The following is a 20,098-nucleotide window of genomic DNA, read 5'->3' on the forward strand; positions in this document are numbered from 1 at the left end:
AACTTCTGGTTCTGCGACTATGCGCCTCACAGTGATGTAGGTCACCATTGCGTAAGTTTCGTTCACAGAAGGGAAGCAGGATGCGGCGCTGGAGCCTGGCGGGGCAGATGCTGGTCCTGCAACTGCTCGTGGTCGCCGTCACGGTGACCGGCGGTGCGGTGCTCACCCTGGTGCAGGCCCACGAGCTGCTCACCGAGGAGGCGGGCACCATGGCCAGGGCCGTGGCGGTCAGCGTGGCGGCCTCCCCCGACGTCATGGAGGCCCTCGGCCAACGCGACCCGAGCACGCGGCTGCAGCCGTACGCCGAACGGGTGCGCGCCGCGACGGGCGTCGACTTCGTCACGATCATGAAGCCCGACGGCACCCGCTACACCCACCCCAACCCCAACCAGATCGGCGGCCGCTTCCTCGGCCACACGGATCGGGCGCTGGCGGGAGAGACGTTCACCGAGACCTACACCGGCACGCTGGGCCCCTCCAAGCGCGCGGTGACGCCGGTCGTGGCCGACGGCCAGGTGCGGGCGCTGGTCGCCGCCGGCATCACGATCGACCGGATCAGCGCCAGGTTGCGCGACCAGTTCGCCTGGGGCGGCCTCGTCGTCGCGCTCGCGCTGTCACTCGGAGCCGCGGGAACGTGGCTGGTCACGGCCCGGCTCCGGCGTCAGACACACGGGCTGGGCCCCGTCGAGCTGGGCCGCATCCACGAGCACCACGACGCCGTGCTGCACGCCGTACGGGAGGGGCTGCTGCTGGTCGGCAGGGACGGCACGCTGACGCTGTGCAACGACGCGGCCCGGCTGCTGCTCCGCCTGCCCGCCGACGCCGAGGGACGCCACGTGTCCGAGCTGGGCCTGGCGGGCATGCTGTCCGGCCAGGAGGAGCGGGTGCACCTGGCCGGTGACCGGGTGCTGGCCGTCAACAGCGCCCCCAGCAGGCTCGGCACGGTCATCACCGTACGCGACCACACGGAGCTGCAGACGCTGACCGGACAGCTCGACGCCGAGCGCGGCTTCGCCGAGTCGCTGCGCTCGGCCGCGCACGAGGCGGCCAACCGGCTGCACACGGTCATCACGCTGGTGGAGCTGGGCCGTACCGAGCAGGCGGTGGCGCTGGGCACGGCCGAGCTGCGGGCCGCGCAGGAGCTGACCGACCGGGTGGTGGGCGCGGTACGCGAGCCGGTGCTGGCGGCGCTGCTGCTGGGCAAGAGTGCCGAGGCCGCGGAGCGCGGCGGGGAGCTGGTGATCAGCCCGGACAGCGAGCTGGACGACCCGGGCCTCGACCCGCGCGAGCTGGTCACCATCGTGGGCAACCTGATCGACAACGCGATCGACGCGGCCACCCGCGTGGAGGTGCACCTGAGCGCGGACGAGAGCGAGGTGGTGATCAGGGTGGCCGACGACGGCCCCGGGCTGACCGAACCGGCCGCCTTCGAGAAGGGCTGGACCACCAAGGGCGACGGCCACGGGCTGGGCCTGGCGCTGGTGGGCCAGTCGGTACGCCGCCTCGGCGGGACGATCGAGGTGACCGGCTCGGTGTTCACCGTACGGCTGCCGGTGCGGGAGCGGGTGCGATGATCTCCGTACTGGTCGTCGAGGACGAGGAGATCACCGCCGAGGCCAACCGCATCTACGTGGAGCGGGTGGCGGGCTTCGAGGTGGCCGGGGTGGTCAGGTCGGGCGGGGAGGCGCTGCGGTTCCTCCGCCGGCGGCCCGTCGACCTCGTCCTGCTCGACCTCTACCTGCCCGACATGCACGGCCTGGAGGTGTGCCGGGCGGTGCGCGCGAGCGGGCTCATGTGCGACGTGATCGCGGTCACCTCCGCTCGCGATCTGGCAATGGTGCGTTCAGCGGTGTCGCTCGGAATCTCCCAATACCTGCTCAAGCCGTTCACGTACGCGACACTCGCGGAGAAGCTGCTGCGTTACGCCCGGTTCAAGGAGGAGGCCGGGGTGGGCATCAGCGCGGTCGGGCAGGGCGACGTGGACCGGATCCTCGGCACCCTCCGAGGCCCCTCGGAGCTGCCCAAAGGCATGGCGAGGGACACCCTGGACACGGTCGCGGCCAGACTGCGCGCGCACCCCGGCGGCATGGGCGCGCAGGCCGTGGCGGACGGGGTCGGAGTGTCGAGGGTGACGGCCCGCCGCTACCTGGAATACCTGGTCGAGCTGGGTGTCGCGGTCCGCATCCCGCAGTACGGAGGGGTGGGCCGGCCAGAGTTGCTCTACCGGATCCCCATGGAAAGTTAATGACGGTGACGCTGGCTGTTCAATCCGGCCCTCTAGCTTCTGGGTGCAGTCCGATGCACTTAGGAGACACATCTTGCGAGTCCTGGCCGTTGTTCCCGCCCGCGGAGGTTCGGCGGGCGTACCCCTGAAGAACCTCGCCCTGGTCGGGGGCGTCCCGCTGGTCACCCGGGCGGTGCGGGCCTGTGTGCGCGCCGAGCTGGTGGACCAGGTCGTGGTCAGCACCGACCACGGCGGGATCGCCGAGACCGCCAGGCAGGCGGGCGCGGTCGTGGTGGAGCGTCCGGAGGAGCTGAGCGGCGCCACCGCCTCCAGCGAGTCCGCGGTGCTGCACGCGCTCGACGCTCTCGGCGAGGACCCGGAGGTCGTCGTGCTGGTGCAGTGCACCAGCGCGTTCATCGACCCCGAGGACCTGTCGGCGGCGGTGCGCAGGGTGCTGGACGGCGAGGCCGACTCGGTGGTGTCCGGGCTGCCCACGCACGAGTTCCTCTGGACGGCCACGGGCGACGGGATCAACCACGACCCGGCCGTCCGGCAGCGCCGCCAGGACCGCGACGAGCAGTTCCGCGAGAACGGCGCCTTCTACGTCATGCGCACCTCCGGACTGCGCGAGCACGGTCACCGCTTCTTCGGCCGGGTCGCCGTGCAGCCGGTGCCGCCGCAGCACGCGATCGAGATCGACAACCCGGAGGACCTCGCGCTGGTGCGCGCGCTCGCCCCGTTCGTCGACTCGCCCGAGCCGATCGACGTCGACGCCGTCGTCACCGACTTCGACGGGGTGCACACCGACGACCGCGCCTACATCGACTCAGAGGGCCGCGAGACGGTGCAGGTCAGCCGCTCCGACGGGATGGGCGTGTCGCTGCTCAGGCGCGCGGGCGTCAAGGTGCTGATCCTGTCCACCGAGCAGAACCCGGTGGTGGCCGCCCGCGCCCACAAGCTGGGCGTGCCCGTGCTGCAGGGGCTGGCCGACAAGCGCTCGGTGCTGCGCGACTGGCTGAACGACGAGGGCCTCGACCCCGCCCGCGTCGCCTACGTCGGCAACGACGTCAACGACCTGGGCCCGATGGCCGAGGTCGGCTGGCCCGTCGCCACGCCCGACGCCCACCCGCAGGCGCGCGCCGCCGCCCGCGTGGTGCTGACCACGCCCGGCGGTTCCGGCGCGGTGCGCGAGTTGTGCGACCGCGTGCTGGCCGCCCGGCCCGCGCAGCCCGCCGCCGAGCTGCGCGCCCGGCCGCGCCTCGGCCCCGTGGCGATCGGTGACCTGCTGGTCGGCGACGACGAGCCGGTGTACGTCATCGGCGAGATCGGCATCAACCACAACGGCGACCTCGACCTGGCCAGGCGGCTCATCGACGTGGCGGCCGACGCCGGCTGCCAGGCGGTCAAGTTCCAGAAGCGCACCCCCGCGATCTGCGTGCCCGAGGAGCAGAAGGGCCAGATCCGGCAGACGCCGTGGGGCGAGATGACGTACCTGGAGTACAAGGAGCGCACCGAGTTCGGCCGCGACGAGTACCGGCAGATCGCGAAGTACTGCGACGAGCGCGGGCTGCACTGGTTCGCCTCCCCGTGGGACGTGCCGTCGGTGGAGTTCCTGGAGGAGATGGACGTCCTGGTGCACAAGGTGGCCTCGGCCAGCGTGGCGGACCACGAGCTGCTGCGCGCCCTGGCCGCCACCGGCAAGCCGCTCATCCTGTCGACCGGCATGTCCACGCTCCAGGAGATCGACACGGCGGTCGACATCCTCGGCACCGATAAGCTCATCATGATGCACGCGACGTCGACCTACCCGCTGCCGCCGGAAGAGGCGAACCTGCGTACGATCACCACGCTCAAGGAGCGCTACGGCGTGCCCGTCGGCTACTCCGGGCACGAGCGCGGCCTGCAGATCTCGCTGGCCGCGGTCACGCTGGGCGCGGTCTGCGTGGAGCGGCACATCACCCTCGACCGCACGATGTGGGGCTCCGACCACGCGGCCTCGCTGGAGCCGTCCGGGCTCGAGCACCTCGTCCGCGACATCCGCATCATCGAGCAGGCCCTGGGCGACGGCGTCAAGCGGGTCTTCCCCGGCGAGGAGGCGCCCAAGGCCCGCCTGCGCCGCGTGACCGTCTGACCGTTATCCACCCCCCAGGAGAAACAACACATTGATCACGCTCTCGGTCGTCGTGCCTGTGCGGGACGGCGAGCGCTTCATCGCGGACGCGCTCACCTCGCTGTCTCGCAACGCGCGCCACGATTTCGAGTTCATCGTCGTGAACGACGGGTCCGTGGACGCCACGGGAGACATCATCGACGACTTCGCCGGTGACCTCCCCGGGCTGATCACGCTGCGCAACCCCGCCCCGGTGGGGTTAGCCGACGCGCGCAACACGGGCCTGTCGGCCGCCTCGGGCCGGTACGTCACGTTCATGGACGGCGACGACTGGCTCGCCCCCGGTTACCTGGCACAGCTCGTCGAGGCGATCGACGGGCTCGACTGCGACTTCGTCCGCGTCGACCACGTGCAGGTGGAGGGCCGCAAACGGGTCGTGCACCGCGCTCCGCTGGCGCGGCGGGGCGTGGTGCACGACCCCCGCGACGCCATCCTGCCCGCGAGTGTGCGGACCATGGTCGACTATCCCTACGCGTGGGCGGGCGTCTACCGGCGCTCGCTGCACGACCTGCTGCACTTCCCCGGCTCGCTGCACACGGCCGAGGACCGGCCGTGGATCTGGCGGCTGCACCGCGAGGCCGCCACGTTCGCGGTGGTGTCGCTGGCCGGGGTGTTCTACCGGCGCATGGTGTCGGGGTCGCTCACCCAGGTGGGCGACGAGCGCCAGCTCCACTTCTTCGACGCGTTCGAGCTGGTCTTCAAGGACCTCGAGCCGAGGTTCCTGCCCAAGGCCGTACGCAACTTCTGCGCGCTGCTGGCCCACCATCTGGAGATCGGCGAGCGGTTCACCCCGGCGCTGCGCGCCCGCTTCGAGGAGCGGGGCGCGCAGATGGTGCGGGCGCTGCCGGCCGAGCTGGTGTCCGAGTCGGTGGCGCGGATGTCCGTCGAACGCGAGGCGACGCTGCGGGACCTGGTGCCCGACCTGCCCTCAAGCCCGAACGTCCGGGTCCGCCGCGACCGGGAGGAGTCCTAGTGAAGGTCTTCTACGCCTCGACCCTGTTCGGGGCGATGTCACTCGCGGCCGCCATCGACGACGGCCGCTTCGGCGACGGCCGCCGGGTGCTGATCGTGTCCAACAACGCGGCCGTCCCCGAGGTGTCGACGCCGCTGGACAGGACGCCCGGCTTCGCCGTGCTGCGCTCGCGCTTCGACGAGGTGTTCTCCTGGAACGACCTCATCGCGCCGCTGCACCCGTCCGACTGGCGGGCGCGCGTCATCGAGGTGCCGATGATGGAGCGCCTCCTGCGCTCCCACTGGAGGCTGGAGGACGTCGAGGAGCTGGTGCTCGAGTCGATCGCGGTGCCGCCGGCGCGGACGATCGCGGGCCTCGTGCGCGACTGCCCGATCACGGTCTACTCCGACGGGCTGATGAGCTACGGCCCCACCCGTGACCCGCTGCCCGCCGAGATCTTCCGCCGCATCGGCCGCCTGATCCACCTCGACCTGGTGCCCGGCCTCACGCCGCTGCTGCTCAGCGAGTACGACGTCGCCCCCGAGATCCTGCCGGACGAGCGGTTCCTGGCGATCGTGCACGAGGTCACCGCCACCGCCCCCGACATGATGGCCGGGAAGGCGATCATCCTCGGGCAGTACCTGTCGGCGCTCGACATCGTCACGCCGGAGGAGGAGGCGGGCCTGCACGAGACCATGCTCAAGGCCCTGGCCGCGCGCGGCTGCACCGACGTGGTCTTCAAGCCGCACCCGGCCGCCGGCCGCCGGCACGCGCAGCTCCTGCGCTCGGCCGCCGGACCGCTGGGGGTGCGCCTGTCGGTGGCCGGGGAGAGCGTGCCGGCCGAGGTCTGCTTCGCGGCGCTGCGGCCCGAGCTGGTGGTGGGCTGCTTCTCCACGGGGCTGGTGACCGCCCAGCGCTACTTCGGGCTGCGGGTGGCCTCGTACGGCACCGATCTGGTGTTGAGCCGGTTGACCCCGTACGAGAACAGCAACCGGATCCCGGCCACGATCGTGGACGCCGTGCTGCCGAGGCTGTCGGCCGAGGGGCACGTCGAGCAGCCGCCGGCGGTCGACCTGCCGGAGCTGGTGCGCGCGGTGGGCTACTGCATGCAGGCCGAGGCCTATCCCGAGCTGCGGCCCGAGCACATCGAGTTCGATCCGCGCTACTTCAAGCGCAAGCGCCTGGAGACGCTGGGCTTCGCCGACGCCGGCAAGCCCAGCGCGTTCACCAGGATCCGCAGGAAGATCAGGTCAGCGATTTGAGATAGCGGCGCATGCGGCGCTTGGCCCGGTATCCCGCCCGCAGCATCTTGGGCGGCACCTCCACCCGGAGGCGGGCCCTGCGCCGCGCGGCGGCGTGCTCGGGCCCGTCGAGCAGTGACTTGGCGGGCGTCCGCGGCCGGGCGATCACGAGCCCGGCCAGCAGGCCCGACCAGTCGTTGCGCTCGGCCGGCTGGAAGTAGTTGGCCGCGCACCAGGCCGGTGAGGCGAGGCGGAACGCGCCCTCGGCCAGCTCCTCCATCGAGCCGAGCAGGTCGCTGCCCTCGAACACCAGGTTGATCATCTCGGCGCTGACGCCGAAGTCGTTCAGCACCAGCGACGGCACGCCCATCGCGATGGCCTCCAGCGCCGCCGTCGAACTCACCGTCACGAACCCGGCCGACAGTTCGAGCTGCTCCTGCATCGACCCGGCCGCGAACGTCAGCCGGCCGGGCTCGCCCATCTCCCGCCACAGCCGCTGGTAGTGGAAGCGCTCGTTGTGCGTCTGCCGCTCGTCCTCCAGGGCGCGCAGCTTGACCACCACGTCCAGCTCGGGACGGCGCTCGGCCAGCTCGGCCAGCGACAGCAGGATCTGCTCGCGCTGCTCCCGCACGCGCGGCACCTTGGCCTGGGTGGCGAAGACCACCCGGTTCCCGCCGGGCACGGCGGCCGGCCCGCCGGAGCGGGTACGCAGGAACGGCAGCCGGGCCAGGCCCACCGCCCCTCCCCCGCCGAGCCGGGCGGCGATCTCGGAGAACTCGGCCACCTCCCGCTCGCTGTGCACCACGAACAGGTCGCAGCCGCTGCGGAACAGCCACGCCTTCTCCGTGGCCGGCACCGAGATGCCCGGCAGCCCGCTGACGAACACCGGCCGTGGCCGCAGCTCGTCGAGCACGTCGGCCACCAGCACGTCGACCACGGGGCCGGTGCAGGCCAGCAGGATCACGTCGGGCTGCGTACGCTCGGCCAGCCGGCGTACGGACCGCGCCGACAGCACCGGCGGCACCTCGCGCCCGCCCACGGCGGCGGCGATCTGCTCCGGCGACGGCGCGATCGGTGTGCGCACCACGACCAGCTCCGTCACGCAGCCCGAAGGCAGGTCACCGAGCAGGCAGGCCGCCCACTTCAAATAGGAGTCGGAGTCGGCGACCGCCAGCACTCTCACCCGGACACTCCAGTCAAATGTGATCGCAGGGCGGGGGCTGCCCTGCTGGTCCACCAGTCATCGGGAACGTCGACGGGCTCGACGGCGACGCCCCGGGGGCTGAGCAGCACCCGCAGCGAGGTGATCGCGGTCGAGGGGAGGCTGAGCACGCGGTGGCCGGCGTCCAGGCCGCGCAGCGTCAGCTCGGCGGGGGCGCCCGCGTCGTGGACGGTGATGCCGGGGCGCTCCCGGATCAGCGCGACGTCCACGGGGTCCTCGCGGCGGTGCGGGTAGTAGGCCAGCGGCTCGCGGGCGGCCAGCTCGGTCAGCCAGCGCAGGTAGTGGTCGCGGTGGACCAGGCCGTTGCGCACGAGCGAGGTGCCGAGCACGACCGTGCGCTCCGCGGGGCCCTCGGCGCTGGGCGGCTGCGCGCGCAGCCAGGCGAAGTCGTGGCGGACGAGGTCGACCCCGGCGGCGCGGACGGCCTCCTCGAGCTTGTCGTCCACGGTCAGCGCGGTGAAGACGGACACCCTGGCCAGGCGCAGCCGCAGCGCGGCGGCCAGGCCCAGGGCGCTGCGCAGCGGAGTCGGCTCGGCGCGGGCGCGCAGCAGCGGCCGGTACGGGCCCGCCGCCAGCAGCTCCAGCAGCCGCAGCGTGGCCAGCCCGTCGTCCACGATGACGATGTGGCCGGGACGGGAGATGAGCCAGCGCAGTTGCACCCGGCCGGAGAAGGCGTCTCCGACGGCCTGGACGCGCCTGGGCATGCGTTCGCGCGGCTCGGCCAGCTCGAGCCCCTCGGGCAGCCCGAGGGCGCACAGCTCGCGCCGGGTGGCCTTCAGCGGGCGCAGACCGGCACGCGGCACGACGGCGGTCGCCGGGCCGAGGAGCCCGGCGTGGTGAGCCTCGACGGCGCACAGCATCTGGAGCGGGGACTCCACCCAGGCCGACGCCTGTTCGACCACTCGTTGTCCTCCCAGCGGGGTGATGGCCCGTCACGACCGCTCCAAGGTAGCCCCACCGGCTTAAGCGCTCAGAAACGCGACGTGAACAATGGAGGGTATGAACTCGCTCATGCTCAACACGGACGGCGTGCAAATTCCGCAGCTCGGATACGGCGTCTGGCAGGTTCCGGCCGAAGAGGCCGAACAGGCGGTCGCCACCGCTTTCAAGACCGGTTACCGGCACGTCGACACCGCCGCCGCCTACGGCAACGAGGAGGGCGTGGGCCGGGCCGTACGCGGGAGCGGGCTGCCGCGCGGGAAGATCTTCGTGACCACGAAGCTGGGCAACGCCGACCACGTCCGCGCGGCGGCGGCGTTCGACGACTGCCTGGCCCGGCTGGGTCTCGACTACGTGGACCTGTTCCTCATCCACTGGCCGATGCCGCAGCACGGCAAGTACGTGCAGGCGTGGCGGGCGCTGGAGAAGCTCTACCGCGACGGCCGGGTCAGGGCCATCGGCACCTCGAACTTCACGGTCGCCACGCTCACCCGGCTCATGGACGAGACCGACATCACCCCGGCCATCAACCAGATCGAGCTGCACCCGTACCTGCAGCAGCGGGAGCTGCGGGCCTTCCACGAGGCCAACGGCATCCTCACCGAGGCGTGGAGCCCGCTGGGCCAGGGCAGGGGGCTGCTGGACGACCCGGCGCTGGGGGTGCTGTCGGACAAGTACGGCAGGACACCGGCCCAGATCGTGCTCCGCTGGCACCTTCAGCTCGGCAACGTGGTGATCCCGAAGTCGGTGACGCCCACGCGGATCGCCGAGAACATCGACGTCTTCGACTTCATTCTCGACGCCGAGGACATTGCGGCCATCGGCGCGCTGAACAAGGGGCTGCGACTGGGGCCGGATCCGGAGACGTTCAACATGATGTGAGTGACCCCTGTGACCGATGTGTCATTTGACAGCATTTCTTAGTAACGAGCACCTCTTTTACCTGATTTTTTACCTTCCATATACGATCTCCCGCGTGCGAGATTTCACATGGGGAATAGCCGCGACCGGAGCCATCGCCCGCAGGGTGGGCACGGCGATCGTGGCGGAGCCCGGTATGCGGGTGGCCGCCGTCGGATCCAGAGACCTGACCAGGGCGCAGGACCTGGCCTCGACACTGGGCGCGGAGTCGGCGTACGGCTCCTACGCCGAGCTGTGCGCCGACCCGGCCGTGGACGCCGTCTACGTGGCCACGCCGCACGCGCAGCACCTGGAGGTGGCCGAGGCGGCCATCGCCGCGGGCAAGGCCGTGCTGTGCGAGAAGCCGCTGGCCGCGACCGTGGACGACGCGGCGAAGATGGTACGCCTGGCGCGCGAGGCGGGCGTGTTCCTGATGGAGGCGATGTGGATGAGGTTCAACCCCCTCATCCAGCGGATCGCGGCCGACCCGCGCTTCGGCGAGATCCGGTCGGTGCAGGCCACGTTCGGGTTCGCCGCGCCGTACGACCCCGCGCACCGGCTGTGGGCGCCGGAGCTGGGCGGCGGCTCCCTCCTCGACCTGGGGATCTACCCGTTCGGCCTGGCCCAGTTGCTCCTGGGCGCGCCCTCCGAGCTGCGCGTCACCGGCTCGCTGGCCCCGACCGGGGTGGACGCGGAGGTGGCCGGGCTCCTGCTCTACCCCGGAGGGCGGCACGCGCTCGTGGCGTCGTCGCTGCTGGGGAATTACCCGAACCAGGCCGGCGTTGTCGGGACATCGATGCGAGCGGACCTCGCGGCGCCGTTCTGGGCGCCGGAGCGGATCCTGCTCACCGGGCCCGGCATGGAGCCGGAGGAGCTGGTGCTCGATCCCGCCGACAACGGATACGCCGGTGAGCTGCGCGAGGTCCGCGCCGCGGTGGCCGAGGGAAAGACCGAATCCTCGATCATGCCCCTCGACGAATCCCTTGCCATGATGGGGCTTCTGGCCGCCGCGCGGAGACAACTGGACTGACATCGCGTTTAGGGGTTTGTCATCCCCTTGCCTCATGTATTACCTTAGATGACTACTTGAGGCATATGACCGGTTTGTCCGGCTGTGTCGACCATCGCACGACAGATCACAGGATCGTCCTGTGACCGCTGAATCCGCCTGCGGGCGGAACCGGGGACCCACGTTCCTTGGGGTGAATCGGCACTTCGGTGCCGTAGGGCAGCTTCCACGTCCGAACCCGTCAGCTAACCCGGTAAGCGGCATGGAAGCAAGGAGTAACCCCCTCGATGGCCAAGCACCGTATTACCGATACCTCGAAGAGCCCTCTGGTCCGCGCCCTCGTCAGCACCTTCGTCGGCGCGACCGTCATCGCCACGGCCCTCGGCTCCCACGCCGTCACGGCCAGCGCCGACTCCGCGATCGGCGTCGCCGCGGCCACCGGAGCCAGGCACCCGGACGCCGCCGTCGCCGCCCATAAGGACGGCGCGGCGAGCGAGAACAAGGTCAACGTCACCGCCGAGCAGGTCCTGGCCCTGGCCAAGTCCCAGATCGGCACCTCCGAGAACTCCTACGGCGGCGGCACCAAGTACCAGCAGTGGTACGCCGCCTCGCAGCGAGCCGCCGAGACCATCGCCCGTGACGGCGGCAACCGCGCCGCGTACCTGAACGCCGCCTGGTGCGCGATGTTCGTCTCCTGGGTCGGCGACCAGACCGGCGCCCGCCAGCAGATCGGCTGGGACGCCTACACCGTGACCCACGCCAAGTGGTTCGCGGCCAACAACCGCTTCGGCACCGTCCCGAAGCCCGGCGCCGTGGTGTTCTTCTCCTGGGGCGGCAGCAAGGCGCTGAGCGACATCGAGCACGTCGGCTTCGTGCTGAAGGACAACCAGGACGGCACCATCTCCACCGTCGAGGGCAACACCGGCAACGGCAAGGTGGAGGAGCGCGTCCGTCCGAAGTCGCAGGTCGTCGGCTACGGCTACCCCGACTACGCCGTCTGACCCGCCTCCCCCCACCCCCTCCGCCGAGCGCGCGGCCCCATCCCGGGGCCGCGCGCTCGGCGCGTTCCCGCGCACACGACGCCACGACCCCACGACCCCACGACCCCACGACCCCACGACCCCACGACGGCGTAGTGTCGATCCGCGGCCCGGCCGTTCGACGCGTCGACGAGGACGGCCACCGAGGCCGCCACGCCCCGAAGGAGACGACACCGATGAAGTTCATGATCGTGGGCAAGGCCAACGCCGAGACAGAGGCCGGGACGCTGCCCAGCCAGGAGCTGGTGGACAACATGCACGCCTACAACGAGTCCCTGGCCAAGGCCGGGGTGCTGCTCGCGGCCGAGGGGCTCTACCCCAGCTCGCACGGCGCGCAGATCGCCTACAGCGGGGGCCGGGCCAGCGTGATCGACGGGCCGTTCACGGAGGCCAAGGAGCTGATCGCCGGGTTCTGGCTGATCCAGGTCAAGTCGCGGGAGGAGGCCGTCGAGTGGGCCCTGCGCGTGCCGGTGCCGCCGGGGCACGAGGGGGTGGGGCTGGACGTGTGGCAGGTGTTCGACGCCTCGGACGTACCGGACGACTCGATGCCCGCGGACGAGCGCGAGCGCGAGGAGGCGCTGCGCGAGCGCCTGGGCGTGGACACCCCCGACGCGTGACCCGTCCCACCGGCTCGGGTTGCGGCGGGAGGGGCGGGGCTGGTCTCATGGGCCGGTGACGGCTTCCGACACCCATCGCGCCATCGAGGCGGTCTGGCGGATCGAGGCGGCCCGGCTCATCGCCGGGCTCGCCGGGCTGGTGCGCGACGTCGGCCTCGCCGAGGAGCTGGCACAGGACGCCCTGGTCGCCGCGCTGGAGCAGTGGCCGGAGTCCGGCGTGCCGCGCAACCCCGGCGCCTGGCTGATGACGGTCTCCAAACGCCGCGCCATCGACCTCATCCGCAGGAACGAACGCCTCCAGCGCAACCTCGTCGAACTCGGCCACCGCATCGACCTGGAGGACGAGCTTCCCGAGGTCGACGAGATCGAGGACGACCTGCTGCGGCTGGTGTTCACGGCCTGCCACCCCGCCCTGTCGATGGAGGCGCGGGTGGCGCTGACCCTGCGCGTGCTCGGCGGCCTGACGACCGACGAGATCGCGCGGGCGTTCCTGGTCTCGGAGTCCACCGTGGCGCAGCGCGTCGTCCGCGCCAAGCGCACGCTGGCCGACAAGGGGATCCCGTTCGAGGTGCCCCAGGGGGCGGAGTTGGCGGGCCGCCTGTCGTCCGTGCTGGAGGTCATCTACCTGATCTTCAACGAGGGCTACTCGGCCACGGCCGGCGACGACTGGATGCGTCCCGCGCTGTGCGAGGACGCGCTGCGGCTCGGCCGCGTGCTGTCCGGTCTCATGCCCAAGGAGCCCGAGGTGCACGGCCTGGTCGCGCTCATGGAGATCCAGGCGTCCAGGTCGGCCGCCCGGGTGGGGCCGTCGGGCGAGCCGATCCTGCTGCTGGAGCAGAACCGCGCCCGCTGGGACCGGCTCCTCATCGGCCGTGGTCTGGCCGCGCTCGACCTCGCCGAGTCGCTGTCGGGCACGCCCGGCCCGTACGCGCTGCAGGCCGCCATCGCCGCCTGCCACGCCCGCGCCGTCGACCCGGAGGACACCGACTGGGGGCGCATCGCGAGCCTGTACGAGTCGCTGGCCCGCCTGTCGCGCTCGCCCGTGGTGGAGCTCAACCGGGCCGTGGCGCTGTCGATGGCCTACGGGCCGGCGGCCGGGCTGGAGCTGCTCGACCAGATCGTGGACGAGCCGTCGCTCAAGGGCTACCACCTGCTGCCGAGCGTACGCGGGGACCTGCTGGCCAAGCTGGGCCGCACGGAGGAGGCGCGGGCGGAGTTCGAGCGGGCGGCGGGCCTGACCCGCAACTCCCGCGAACGCGCCCTCCTCGAGGACCGCGCCGCCGCCTGCCGCCCCTCGACCGCGTAGGGGCCGCCTCTGCCGCCGAGAAGCGGGTGAGCAGAATGCGCAGAAGTCTGGACCTACGGCCGGACGAGCGCGACGATCCGATCACCAATCTGTGATCGCGGACACGCTCGAGGGCTCATCGCCTCACGCGCCAGCTCCTGTTCGAAACGGGTGAGGCCCCGCCCCCGTACGTCCCGACCGGCAGCCCTCTGGAGAAGGTTCATGGATCTGCCCAGTGAGTTAGACCTGCCCGAGTCCCGATGGAACGGCCTTCAGCCGACACCTCCCGATCCCGTTCACCCGGACGCCTCCTGGAATCGTTTCGAAGGCGTCAAGCGTGAATCGCGCTGGCCGCGCAGGCTGGCTCCGGTTCTCGCCGTCGTCCTGCTGGTGGAGATGGCGTACGCCGTGCCCGCCTATGCGGCTCCCCGTCCGGCCCCGTCCGTGCAGAAGGAGACGCCGGTCACGGGCGGGCAGGTGCCCGTCAAGGCGCCGCTCGAGAATCCGATTGCCAAGCAGGCATGGAGCGCACCGCCGGGCGTCACCTGGCCGAAGCCGCAGAAGGCGGAGCTCGGCGGGAGCGCCGCCAAGACCCTCGCGGCCGATTTCCCGGTCCGCCTGGCTCCGCAACAGGCCAAGACCGCGGCCGCTGCCGAGGTGGAGCCGGTCACGGTGGAGTTGCTCGACACCGACCTGCTCGGCCTGGCGCTGCGCGTCTCTCCTGGTCAGGGCGTGCCCGCGGCCAAGGCCGCCGGGCAGACCCGGCTGGAGATCGATTACTCCGGCTTCCGGTACGCCTACGGCGGCGACTACGGGGCTCGGCTGCGGCTGGTCAAGCTGGCCGAGTGCGGCCTGAAGGCGGCCACCGCCACCGCGGCCTGCCCGCAACCCGAGCCGGTCGCCGGCAGGAACGATCCCCAGGCCGGTACGCTGACCGCGGAGTTCGAGACCGGCGCGGTCTACGCGGTGACGGCCGCCGCCTCCGGCCAGTCAGGCGACCACTCGGCCACCTCGCTGGCCGCCTCCGCCGACTGGAGCGTGGGCACCCAGTCGGGTGACTTCACCTGGGGTTACGACCTGCGTACCCCGCCGTCGCTGGGCGGGGACGAGCCGCAGATCTCGCTCGGCTACTCCTCGCAGAGCGTGGACGGGCGCACCGCCTCCACCAACAACCAGGCGTCCTGGGCGGGTGAGGGCTTCGAACTCGGTCCCGGCGGCTTCGTCGAGCGTCGTTACAAGTCGTGCATGATCGACGGTAAGAAGACCGGCGATCTGTGCTGGGACCAGGACAACGCGGTTCTGTCGCTGGGCAGTTCGTCGGTCGAGCTGGTCAAGGACGCCACCACGAAGCAGTGGCGGCCCAAGCGCGACGACGGCACCAGGATCGAGGCGCTGACCGGCGCGACGAACGGCGACAACAACGGCGAGTACTGGCGGGTCACCACGCCCGACGGCTCCCAGTACACCTTCGGCCTGAACCGGCTGCCCGGCTGGGCGACCGGCAAGGCGGAGACCAAGTCCGTGCAGACGGTGCCGGTGTTCGGCAACAACAGCGGGGAACCCTGCTACAACAGCACCCCGGCCAACGCCTGGTGCCAGCAGGCGTACCGGTGGAACCTGGACCTGGCCGTGGACACCCACGGCAACGCCACCACCTACTGGTACGAGCGCGAGACCAACCACTACGGCCGCAGCATGAAGCCCGAGCTGGGCACCTCGTACGTGCGCGCCGCCTACCTGACGCGCATCGACTACGGCTACCTGAGCGGCGAGCTGTTCACCAGGGCCCCCGCGGCCCGGGTGGTGTTCGACGTGGCCGAGCGGTGCCTGCCGGGCGGCACGGTGACGTGCGCGCCAGGAGAGCTGAAGAAGGAGACCGCGAGCCGCTGGCCGGACGTGCCGTTCGACCAGATCTGCGACGCCGGGGTGAAGTGCACGGACAGGCTGGCGCCGACGTTCTTCAGCCGCAAGCGGCTGACCAAGGTCACCACCCAGCTCGGCAACGGCGCCGGCCAGTACACCCCCGTCGACTCCTGGACCCTGACCCACCAGTTCCCCGCCTCGGGTGACGGCATGAGCCCGGCCCTGTGGCTGGCCTCGATCCAGCAGACCGGCCACGTCGGGGGCACGCTCTCCCTGCCTCCGGTCACGTTCACCGGCGTCCAGCTTCCCAACCGGGTGGACGCGCTCGAGGGCCGCGCTCCGCTGGTCAAGTGGCGGGTGCAGGCGATCGGCAACGAGTCGGGCGGCGAGCTGCGGATCAACTACTCGGCGGCCGACTGCAAGCCGGGCGACGTTCCCGCGGCGGACAAGAACGCCAGGCGCTGCTTCCCCCAGCGGTGGGCCCCGCCGAACGAGGCCGAGGTCACCGACTGGTTCCACAAGTACGTGGTCACGCAGACCGTCGAGGTCGACCGGGTCGCGGGCTCCCCCGACCTGGTCACCGACTACGAGTACCTCGGCGGCGCCGGCTGGCGCTACGCCGAGAACATCCTGGTCAAGCCCGAGCACCGCACGTGGTCCGACTTCCGCGGCTTCGGCCGGGTACGCGTGCGCGAGGGCGACGGGCAGGACACCAGGCGGACCCTCACGGAGTTCCGCTACTTCCGGGGCCTGCACGGTGACAAGCTGGCCGACGGCTCCAAGCGCAGCGCGCAGGTCGAGGACTCCGAGGGCGTCAAGCTCGACGACCTCGACCAGTACGCCGGGTTGGAGCGCGAGGAGATCCTCTTCGACGGCGACGGCGGGTCGGTGCTGACCGCGTCCCTGGAGGAACCGTGGTCGGTGAAGACGGCCGAGTCCACGCAGGGCGGCGTCACCAAGGCCGCGCACCTGGTGGAGGCGAAGTCCATGGTCACCCGTACCGCCGTGGCGGGCGGCGGGTGGCGGCGTACCGGTGAGGAGCGCTCGTACGACGCCAAGGGCCTCCTCCTCCAGGTGGACGAGCGGGGCGACCTGGCCGACGGGGACGATGATCAGTGCACCCGGTTCACCTACGCCCGCAACGACACGTCGTGGATGCTCGACTACCCCAGCAGGGTCCAGAAGGTCGCGGCTGGCTGCGGCACGGCCCTGTCCACGCTGTCCGCCGGCGAGATCATCTCGGACGAGAAGGTCCACTACGACGGCAAGGCGTTCGGGCAGGCCCCGACCAAGGGTGACGTGACCTCGGTGCAGGAGCTGGTCTCGGCGGACGGGACCACGATCACCGATCGCGCCCACACCTACGACGTGTACGGCCGGGAGACGAGCGAGACGGATCCGGTCGGCACCAGGTCCGTCACCGTCTACAGCCCGTCCTCGGGCGCTCCCGCGACGGAGACCACGGAGACCAACCAGCTCGGCCACGTCGAGCGCACCCTGATCAACCCGGCCTGGGGCGAGCCGGTCGCCGAGATCGACGCCGGCAACCGGCGCGTCGACCTGGAGTACGACGCCCTCGGCCGGTTGACCAAGGTCTGGCAGCCCGACCGCAGCAAGGCGGCGGGCCAGTCGCCGAACACGGAATACTCCTACACGGTGCGCACGAACGGCCCCAGCGTCGTCACCACCAAGACGCTCAACGCCGACGGCACCTACACCAGCAGCCACGAGCTGTACGACGGCCTGATGCGCGAGCGCCAGACCCAGGAACCCGCGCCCAGGGACGACCAGACGACCGATCCCGCGCTGCGTGACGGCCGAACGATCACCGACACCTTCTACAACTCCCAGGGTGAGAAGCACAAGGAGAACACCGGCTACTTCGCCACCGGCACGCCGTCCACCAGCTTGCTCGCGGTGGCCGACGCCGACGTGCCCGCTCAGGTCGTGTCGGCGTTCGACGGCGCGGGCGAGGTCAACGCGGAGATCCTCAAGGCCAAGGGGGTGGAGAAGTACCGGGTCACCGTCAAGGAGGAGGGTGACCGGGTGCACGTGACGCCGCCGCCCGGCGGCACCGCGACCACCCGGATCGGGGACGCCGAGGACCGGCTGATCGAGCTGCGCCAGTACAAGGGGGCCACCCCGACCGGCGCGTACGAGTCCACCACGTACACCTACGACCACGCCGGACGCCTGTCCACCGTGACCGACCCCGCCGGGAACGTGTGGCGGCACCACTACGACCTGCGCGGCCGGGAGATCAGGACCGAGGACCCGGACAAGGGCGTCACCACCATGACGTACAACGACGCCGACGAGCTGGTCTCCACGACCGACTCGCGCGGCAAGACGTTGTGGTACGGCTATGACACCCTCGGCCGCAAGACGGAGCTGCGCGAGGGGTCGTCCACGGGGCCGCTGCTGGCCGAGTGGAAGTACGACGCCCTGGCCAGGGGCCACATGAACGCCAGCATCCGCTACGTGGACGGGCAGGCGTACCGGGCCGAGATCAACGCGATCGACGCCGACTACCGCGCCCTGCGCCAGACGGTCACCGTCCCCGAGCGGGAGGGCAAGCTGGCCGGTTCCTACCAGCTCAACACCCGCTACACGCTCGACGACCAGGTCCAGTCCGTCAGCTTCCCCGCCGCCGGCGGCCTGGCCGAGGAGCAGGTCGTCTACAGCTACGACGAGCTGAGCCAGCCGACCAAGGTCACCGGTTTGTCCGCCTACGTGACGGCCACCCGCTACTCCAAGCTCGGCGAGACCCTGCAGTACGAGCTGGGCGAAGGCGGCAGGAAGACCTGGCTCACCTACACGCACGACGAGTCCACCCGCAGGCTGACCGGCATGCGGCTGGACCGCGAGGGCACGACCAGGACCGACCTCGACCTCAACTACGCCTACGACTCCATCGGCAACATCACCAAGATCACCGACCGGGCGAACCAGGACACGCAGTGCTTCACCTATGACCACCTGCGCCGGCTGACCTCGGCGTGGACGGCCACGGACGACTGCGCCTCCGGCCCGGCCGCGGGCAAGGTCGGCGGCGTGGCCCCGTACGCGGTCAGCTACGCCTACGACCCCACCGGCAACCGGACCAAGGAGACCAAGCACGCCTTCGGCGGCGCGGGCGAGCAGGTCCGCGACTACACCTACCCCGCCCCCGGCGGCGAGCAGCCGCACGCGCTGCAGGCCGTGGGGTCCGACCTGTTCGAGTACGACGCCGCCGGCAACACCACCAGGCGCAAGGTCGGCGCCTCCGACCAGAGCCTCGTCTGGGACGCCGAAGGCAACCTGGAGTCGGTGACGGAAGCGGGCAAGACCACGTCGTTCGTCTACGACGCCGACGGCGACCGCCTCATCCGCAAGACTCCGGCCGACACCACCCTCTACATCGACGACATGGAGCTGCGCCTCGACCACGCCAAGGACGTCGTCGAGCAGACCCGCTACTACACCGTCGGCGGCGAGGCCATCGCGGTCCGCACGCCGGACAACCAGGTCTCGTTCATGGCCAACGACCACCAGGGCACCGCACAGGCCGCGGTGAACGCCGCCACCGGGGACCTGGCCGTCCGCAGGCAGACCCCGTTCGGAGAGGATCGCGGGACACCACCGTCCTGGTGGCCGGGGCAACGCGGGTTCGTCGGCGGCACCGAGGATCCGACCACCGGGCTCGTCCACCTCGGGGCCCGCGAGTACGATCCCAAGCTCGGCCGCTTCCTGTCGGTGGACCCGATCATCGACGCGGAGAACCCGCAGCAACTCAACGCCTACGCCTACGCGGGCAACAGCCCGGTGACCGCGAGCGACCCCGACGGGCAGCTCTTCTGGTTCGCGGCCGCGGTCGTGGTCAGGGTCGGGGTCAGCCTCGCGGCCAGGCGGGCGGCGCAGGCCGCTGCCCGGCGGGCGGCCCTCGCGGCGGCCAGGAGACGGGCCGCGGAGGAGGCCCGGCGCAGGGCGGCGGAGGCGGCCAGGAGGCGGGCCGCGGAAGCCGCCAGGCGCAGGGCCGTGGAGGCGGCCAGGAGGCGGGCCGCCGAGGCGGCGCGGCGCAGGATGGCGGCGGCGGCGCGCAGGCGGGCCGCGGAGGCCAGGCAGCGGGCCGCCGCCGAGGCGGCCCGGCGAAGAGCGGCGCAGGCCGCACGCCAGGCCGCGGCGAACAGGCGCCGGGCCCAGGCCGCGGCCAGGGCCGTGACCAGGCGCGCGAGCAGGCCCAAGACCACGATCAGGCACCGGCCTGGCACGCGTCCGTCCAGCCGGAGGGCGGCTCAGAGACAGTCGCCGCCCAGGGCGGCGCGCACACCGGCGACCCGGCCGCCGAGCGCGAGTGGGTCGCGGCCGGGTCCCGTCCAGCGGGTCGCGATCCGGCACCCCCGGGTCAACAAGGGGCTGCAGACCGGGCTCGAGTATCAGGACAAGTACGCCACCAACATCGGCAGCGGCGTCGGCATGATCCCGAAGTACGGGGACTGGATGAGCGACGTCGGCCGAGGCGGGGCGTTCGTCATCGGGTTCATTCGAGGGTTCCTCAAGAAGCCCTTCGGGTGACCCGGGCCGGTCCGCCGGTGACCCTCGGTCACCGGCGGACCGACCGAGGCGCAGCCACGCACCGGACGACATGAGCGGCCGC

Annotated in this window: 13 protein-coding genes and 1 riboswitch; of the genes, 11 read left to right on the plus strand and 2 right to left on the minus strand. The window is 71.5% G+C overall.

Going from position 1 to position 20,098, the window contains the following annotated elements:
* The first annotated feature begins 80 nt into the window (after positions 1-80).
* The 5 genes from ACZ6S0_RS29815 to ACZ6S0_RS29835 all read left to right on the plus strand — a co-directional run bounded on the left by ACZ6S0_RS29815 (position 81) and on the right by ACZ6S0_RS29835 (position 6,608).
* Positions 81-1,574, plus strand: coding sequence for a sensor histidine kinase (locus tag ACZ6S0_RS29815; RefSeq protein ID WP_465922621.1), 1,494 nt, complete (start codon positions 81-83; stop codon positions 1,572-1,574).
* Positions 1,571-2,245 (plus strand): response regulator, encoded by a 675-nt coding sequence (locus ACZ6S0_RS29820; protein ID WP_465922622.1) that lies wholly within the window; start codon positions 1,571-1,573, stop codon positions 2,243-2,245. Before ACZ6S0_RS29815 ends, ACZ6S0_RS29820 begins: the two co-directional genes overlap by 4 nt.
* A gap of 73 nt (positions 2,246-2,318) precedes the next feature.
* Positions 2,319-4,355, plus strand: a complete 2,037-nt coding sequence (locus ACZ6S0_RS29825; protein WP_465922623.1) for an N-acetylneuraminate synthase family protein — start codon at positions 2,319-2,321, stop codon at positions 4,353-4,355.
* A gap of 31 nt (positions 4,356-4,386) precedes the next feature.
* Complete coding sequence (locus tag ACZ6S0_RS29830) at positions 4,387-5,367, plus strand: glycosyltransferase family 2 protein (RefSeq protein ID WP_465922624.1); 981 nt, start codon at positions 4,387-4,389, stop codon at positions 5,365-5,367.
* Positions 5,367-6,608 carry an alpha-2,8-polysialyltransferase family protein gene (locus ACZ6S0_RS29835; protein WP_465922625.1) on the plus strand — a complete coding sequence of 414 codons (1,242 nt, stop codon included), beginning with the start codon at positions 5,367-5,369 and terminating at the stop codon, positions 6,606-6,608. The genes ACZ6S0_RS29830 and ACZ6S0_RS29835 overlap by 1 nt, the downstream gene beginning before the upstream one ends.
* On the opposite strand, the gene ACZ6S0_RS29840 is transcribed toward ACZ6S0_RS29835, so the two are convergent.
* Both ACZ6S0_RS29840 and ACZ6S0_RS29845 read right to left on the minus strand, forming a co-directional pair.
* Positions 6,592-7,770 (minus strand): DUF6716 putative glycosyltransferase, encoded by a 1,179-nt coding sequence (locus ACZ6S0_RS29840; protein WP_465922626.1) that lies wholly within the window; start codon positions 7,768-7,770, stop codon positions 6,592-6,594. The two genes, ACZ6S0_RS29835 and ACZ6S0_RS29840, sit on opposite strands and share 17 nt — an antisense overlap.
* Positions 7,767-8,711, minus strand: a complete 945-nt coding sequence (locus ACZ6S0_RS29845) for a hypothetical protein (protein ID WP_465922627.1) — start codon at positions 8,709-8,711, stop codon at positions 7,767-7,769. Before ACZ6S0_RS29845 ends, ACZ6S0_RS29840 begins: the two co-directional genes overlap by 4 nt.
* 97 nt (positions 8,712-8,808) lie before the next feature.
* Between ACZ6S0_RS29845 and ACZ6S0_RS29850 the strand changes: the two genes are divergently transcribed.
* The 6 genes from ACZ6S0_RS29850 (at position 8,809) to ACZ6S0_RS29875 (ending at position 20,016) form a co-directional block, all read left to right on the plus strand.
* Positions 8,809-9,630 (plus strand): aldo/keto reductase, encoded by an 822-nt coding sequence (locus tag ACZ6S0_RS29850; RefSeq protein ID WP_465922628.1) that lies wholly within the window; start codon positions 8,809-8,811, stop codon positions 9,628-9,630.
* 94 nt (positions 9,631-9,724) lie between these two features.
* Positions 9,725-10,678 (plus strand): Gfo/Idh/MocA family protein, encoded by a 954-nt coding sequence (locus ACZ6S0_RS29855; RefSeq protein WP_465922629.1) that lies wholly within the window; start codon positions 9,725-9,727, stop codon positions 10,676-10,678.
* A gap of 116 nt (positions 10,679-10,794) precedes the next feature.
* Positions 10,795-10,932: riboswitch (cyclic di-AMP (ydaO/yuaA leader) on the plus strand.
* A gap of 12 nt (positions 10,933-10,944) precedes the next feature.
* Entirely contained in the window at positions 10,945-11,658 is a 714-nt protein-coding gene (locus ACZ6S0_RS29860) for a CHAP domain-containing protein (protein WP_465922630.1), read from the plus strand.
* A 215-nt stretch (positions 11,659-11,873) separates the two neighbouring features.
* Positions 11,874-12,314: a YciI family protein gene (locus tag ACZ6S0_RS29865; protein ID WP_465922631.1), complete on the plus strand. Its 441-nt coding sequence runs from the start codon at positions 11,874-11,876 to the stop codon at positions 12,312-12,314.
* 55 nt (positions 12,315-12,369) lie between these two features.
* Positions 12,370-13,620 (plus strand): RNA polymerase sigma factor, encoded by a 1,251-nt coding sequence (locus ACZ6S0_RS29870; protein ID WP_465922632.1) that lies wholly within the window; start codon positions 12,370-12,372, stop codon positions 13,618-13,620.
* A gap of 201 nt (positions 13,621-13,821) precedes the next feature.
* Positions 13,822-20,016: an RHS repeat-associated core domain-containing protein gene (locus tag ACZ6S0_RS29875; RefSeq protein WP_465922633.1), complete on the plus strand. Its 6,195-nt coding sequence runs from the start codon at positions 13,822-13,824 to the stop codon at positions 20,014-20,016.
* Positions 20,017-20,098: the final 82 nt, after the last annotated feature.

Source organism: Nonomuraea sp. NPDC051298 (assembly GCF_055586305.1).

Coding starts and splice junctions, on each gene's coding strand:
- ACZ6S0_RS29815 (WP_465922621.1), top strand. CDS start 81: ATGCGGCGCTGGAGCCTGGCGGGGCAGATGCTGGTCCTGCAACTGCTC.
- ACZ6S0_RS29820 (WP_465922622.1), top strand. CDS start 1,571: ATGATCTCCGTACTGGTCGTCGAGGACGAGGAGATCACCGCCGAGGCC.
- ACZ6S0_RS29850 (WP_465922628.1), top strand. CDS start 8,809: ATGAACTCGCTCATGCTCAACACGGACGGCGTGCAAATTCCGCAGCTC.
- ACZ6S0_RS29860 (WP_465922630.1), top strand. CDS start 10,945: ATGGCCAAGCACCGTATTACCGATACCTCGAAGAGCCCTCTGGTCCGC.
- ACZ6S0_RS29865 (WP_465922631.1), top strand. CDS start 11,874: ATGAAGTTCATGATCGTGGGCAAGGCCAACGCCGAGACAGAGGCCGGG.
- ACZ6S0_RS29875 (WP_465922633.1), top strand. CDS start 13,822: ATGGATCTGCCCAGTGAGTTAGACCTGCCCGAGTCCCGATGGAACGGC.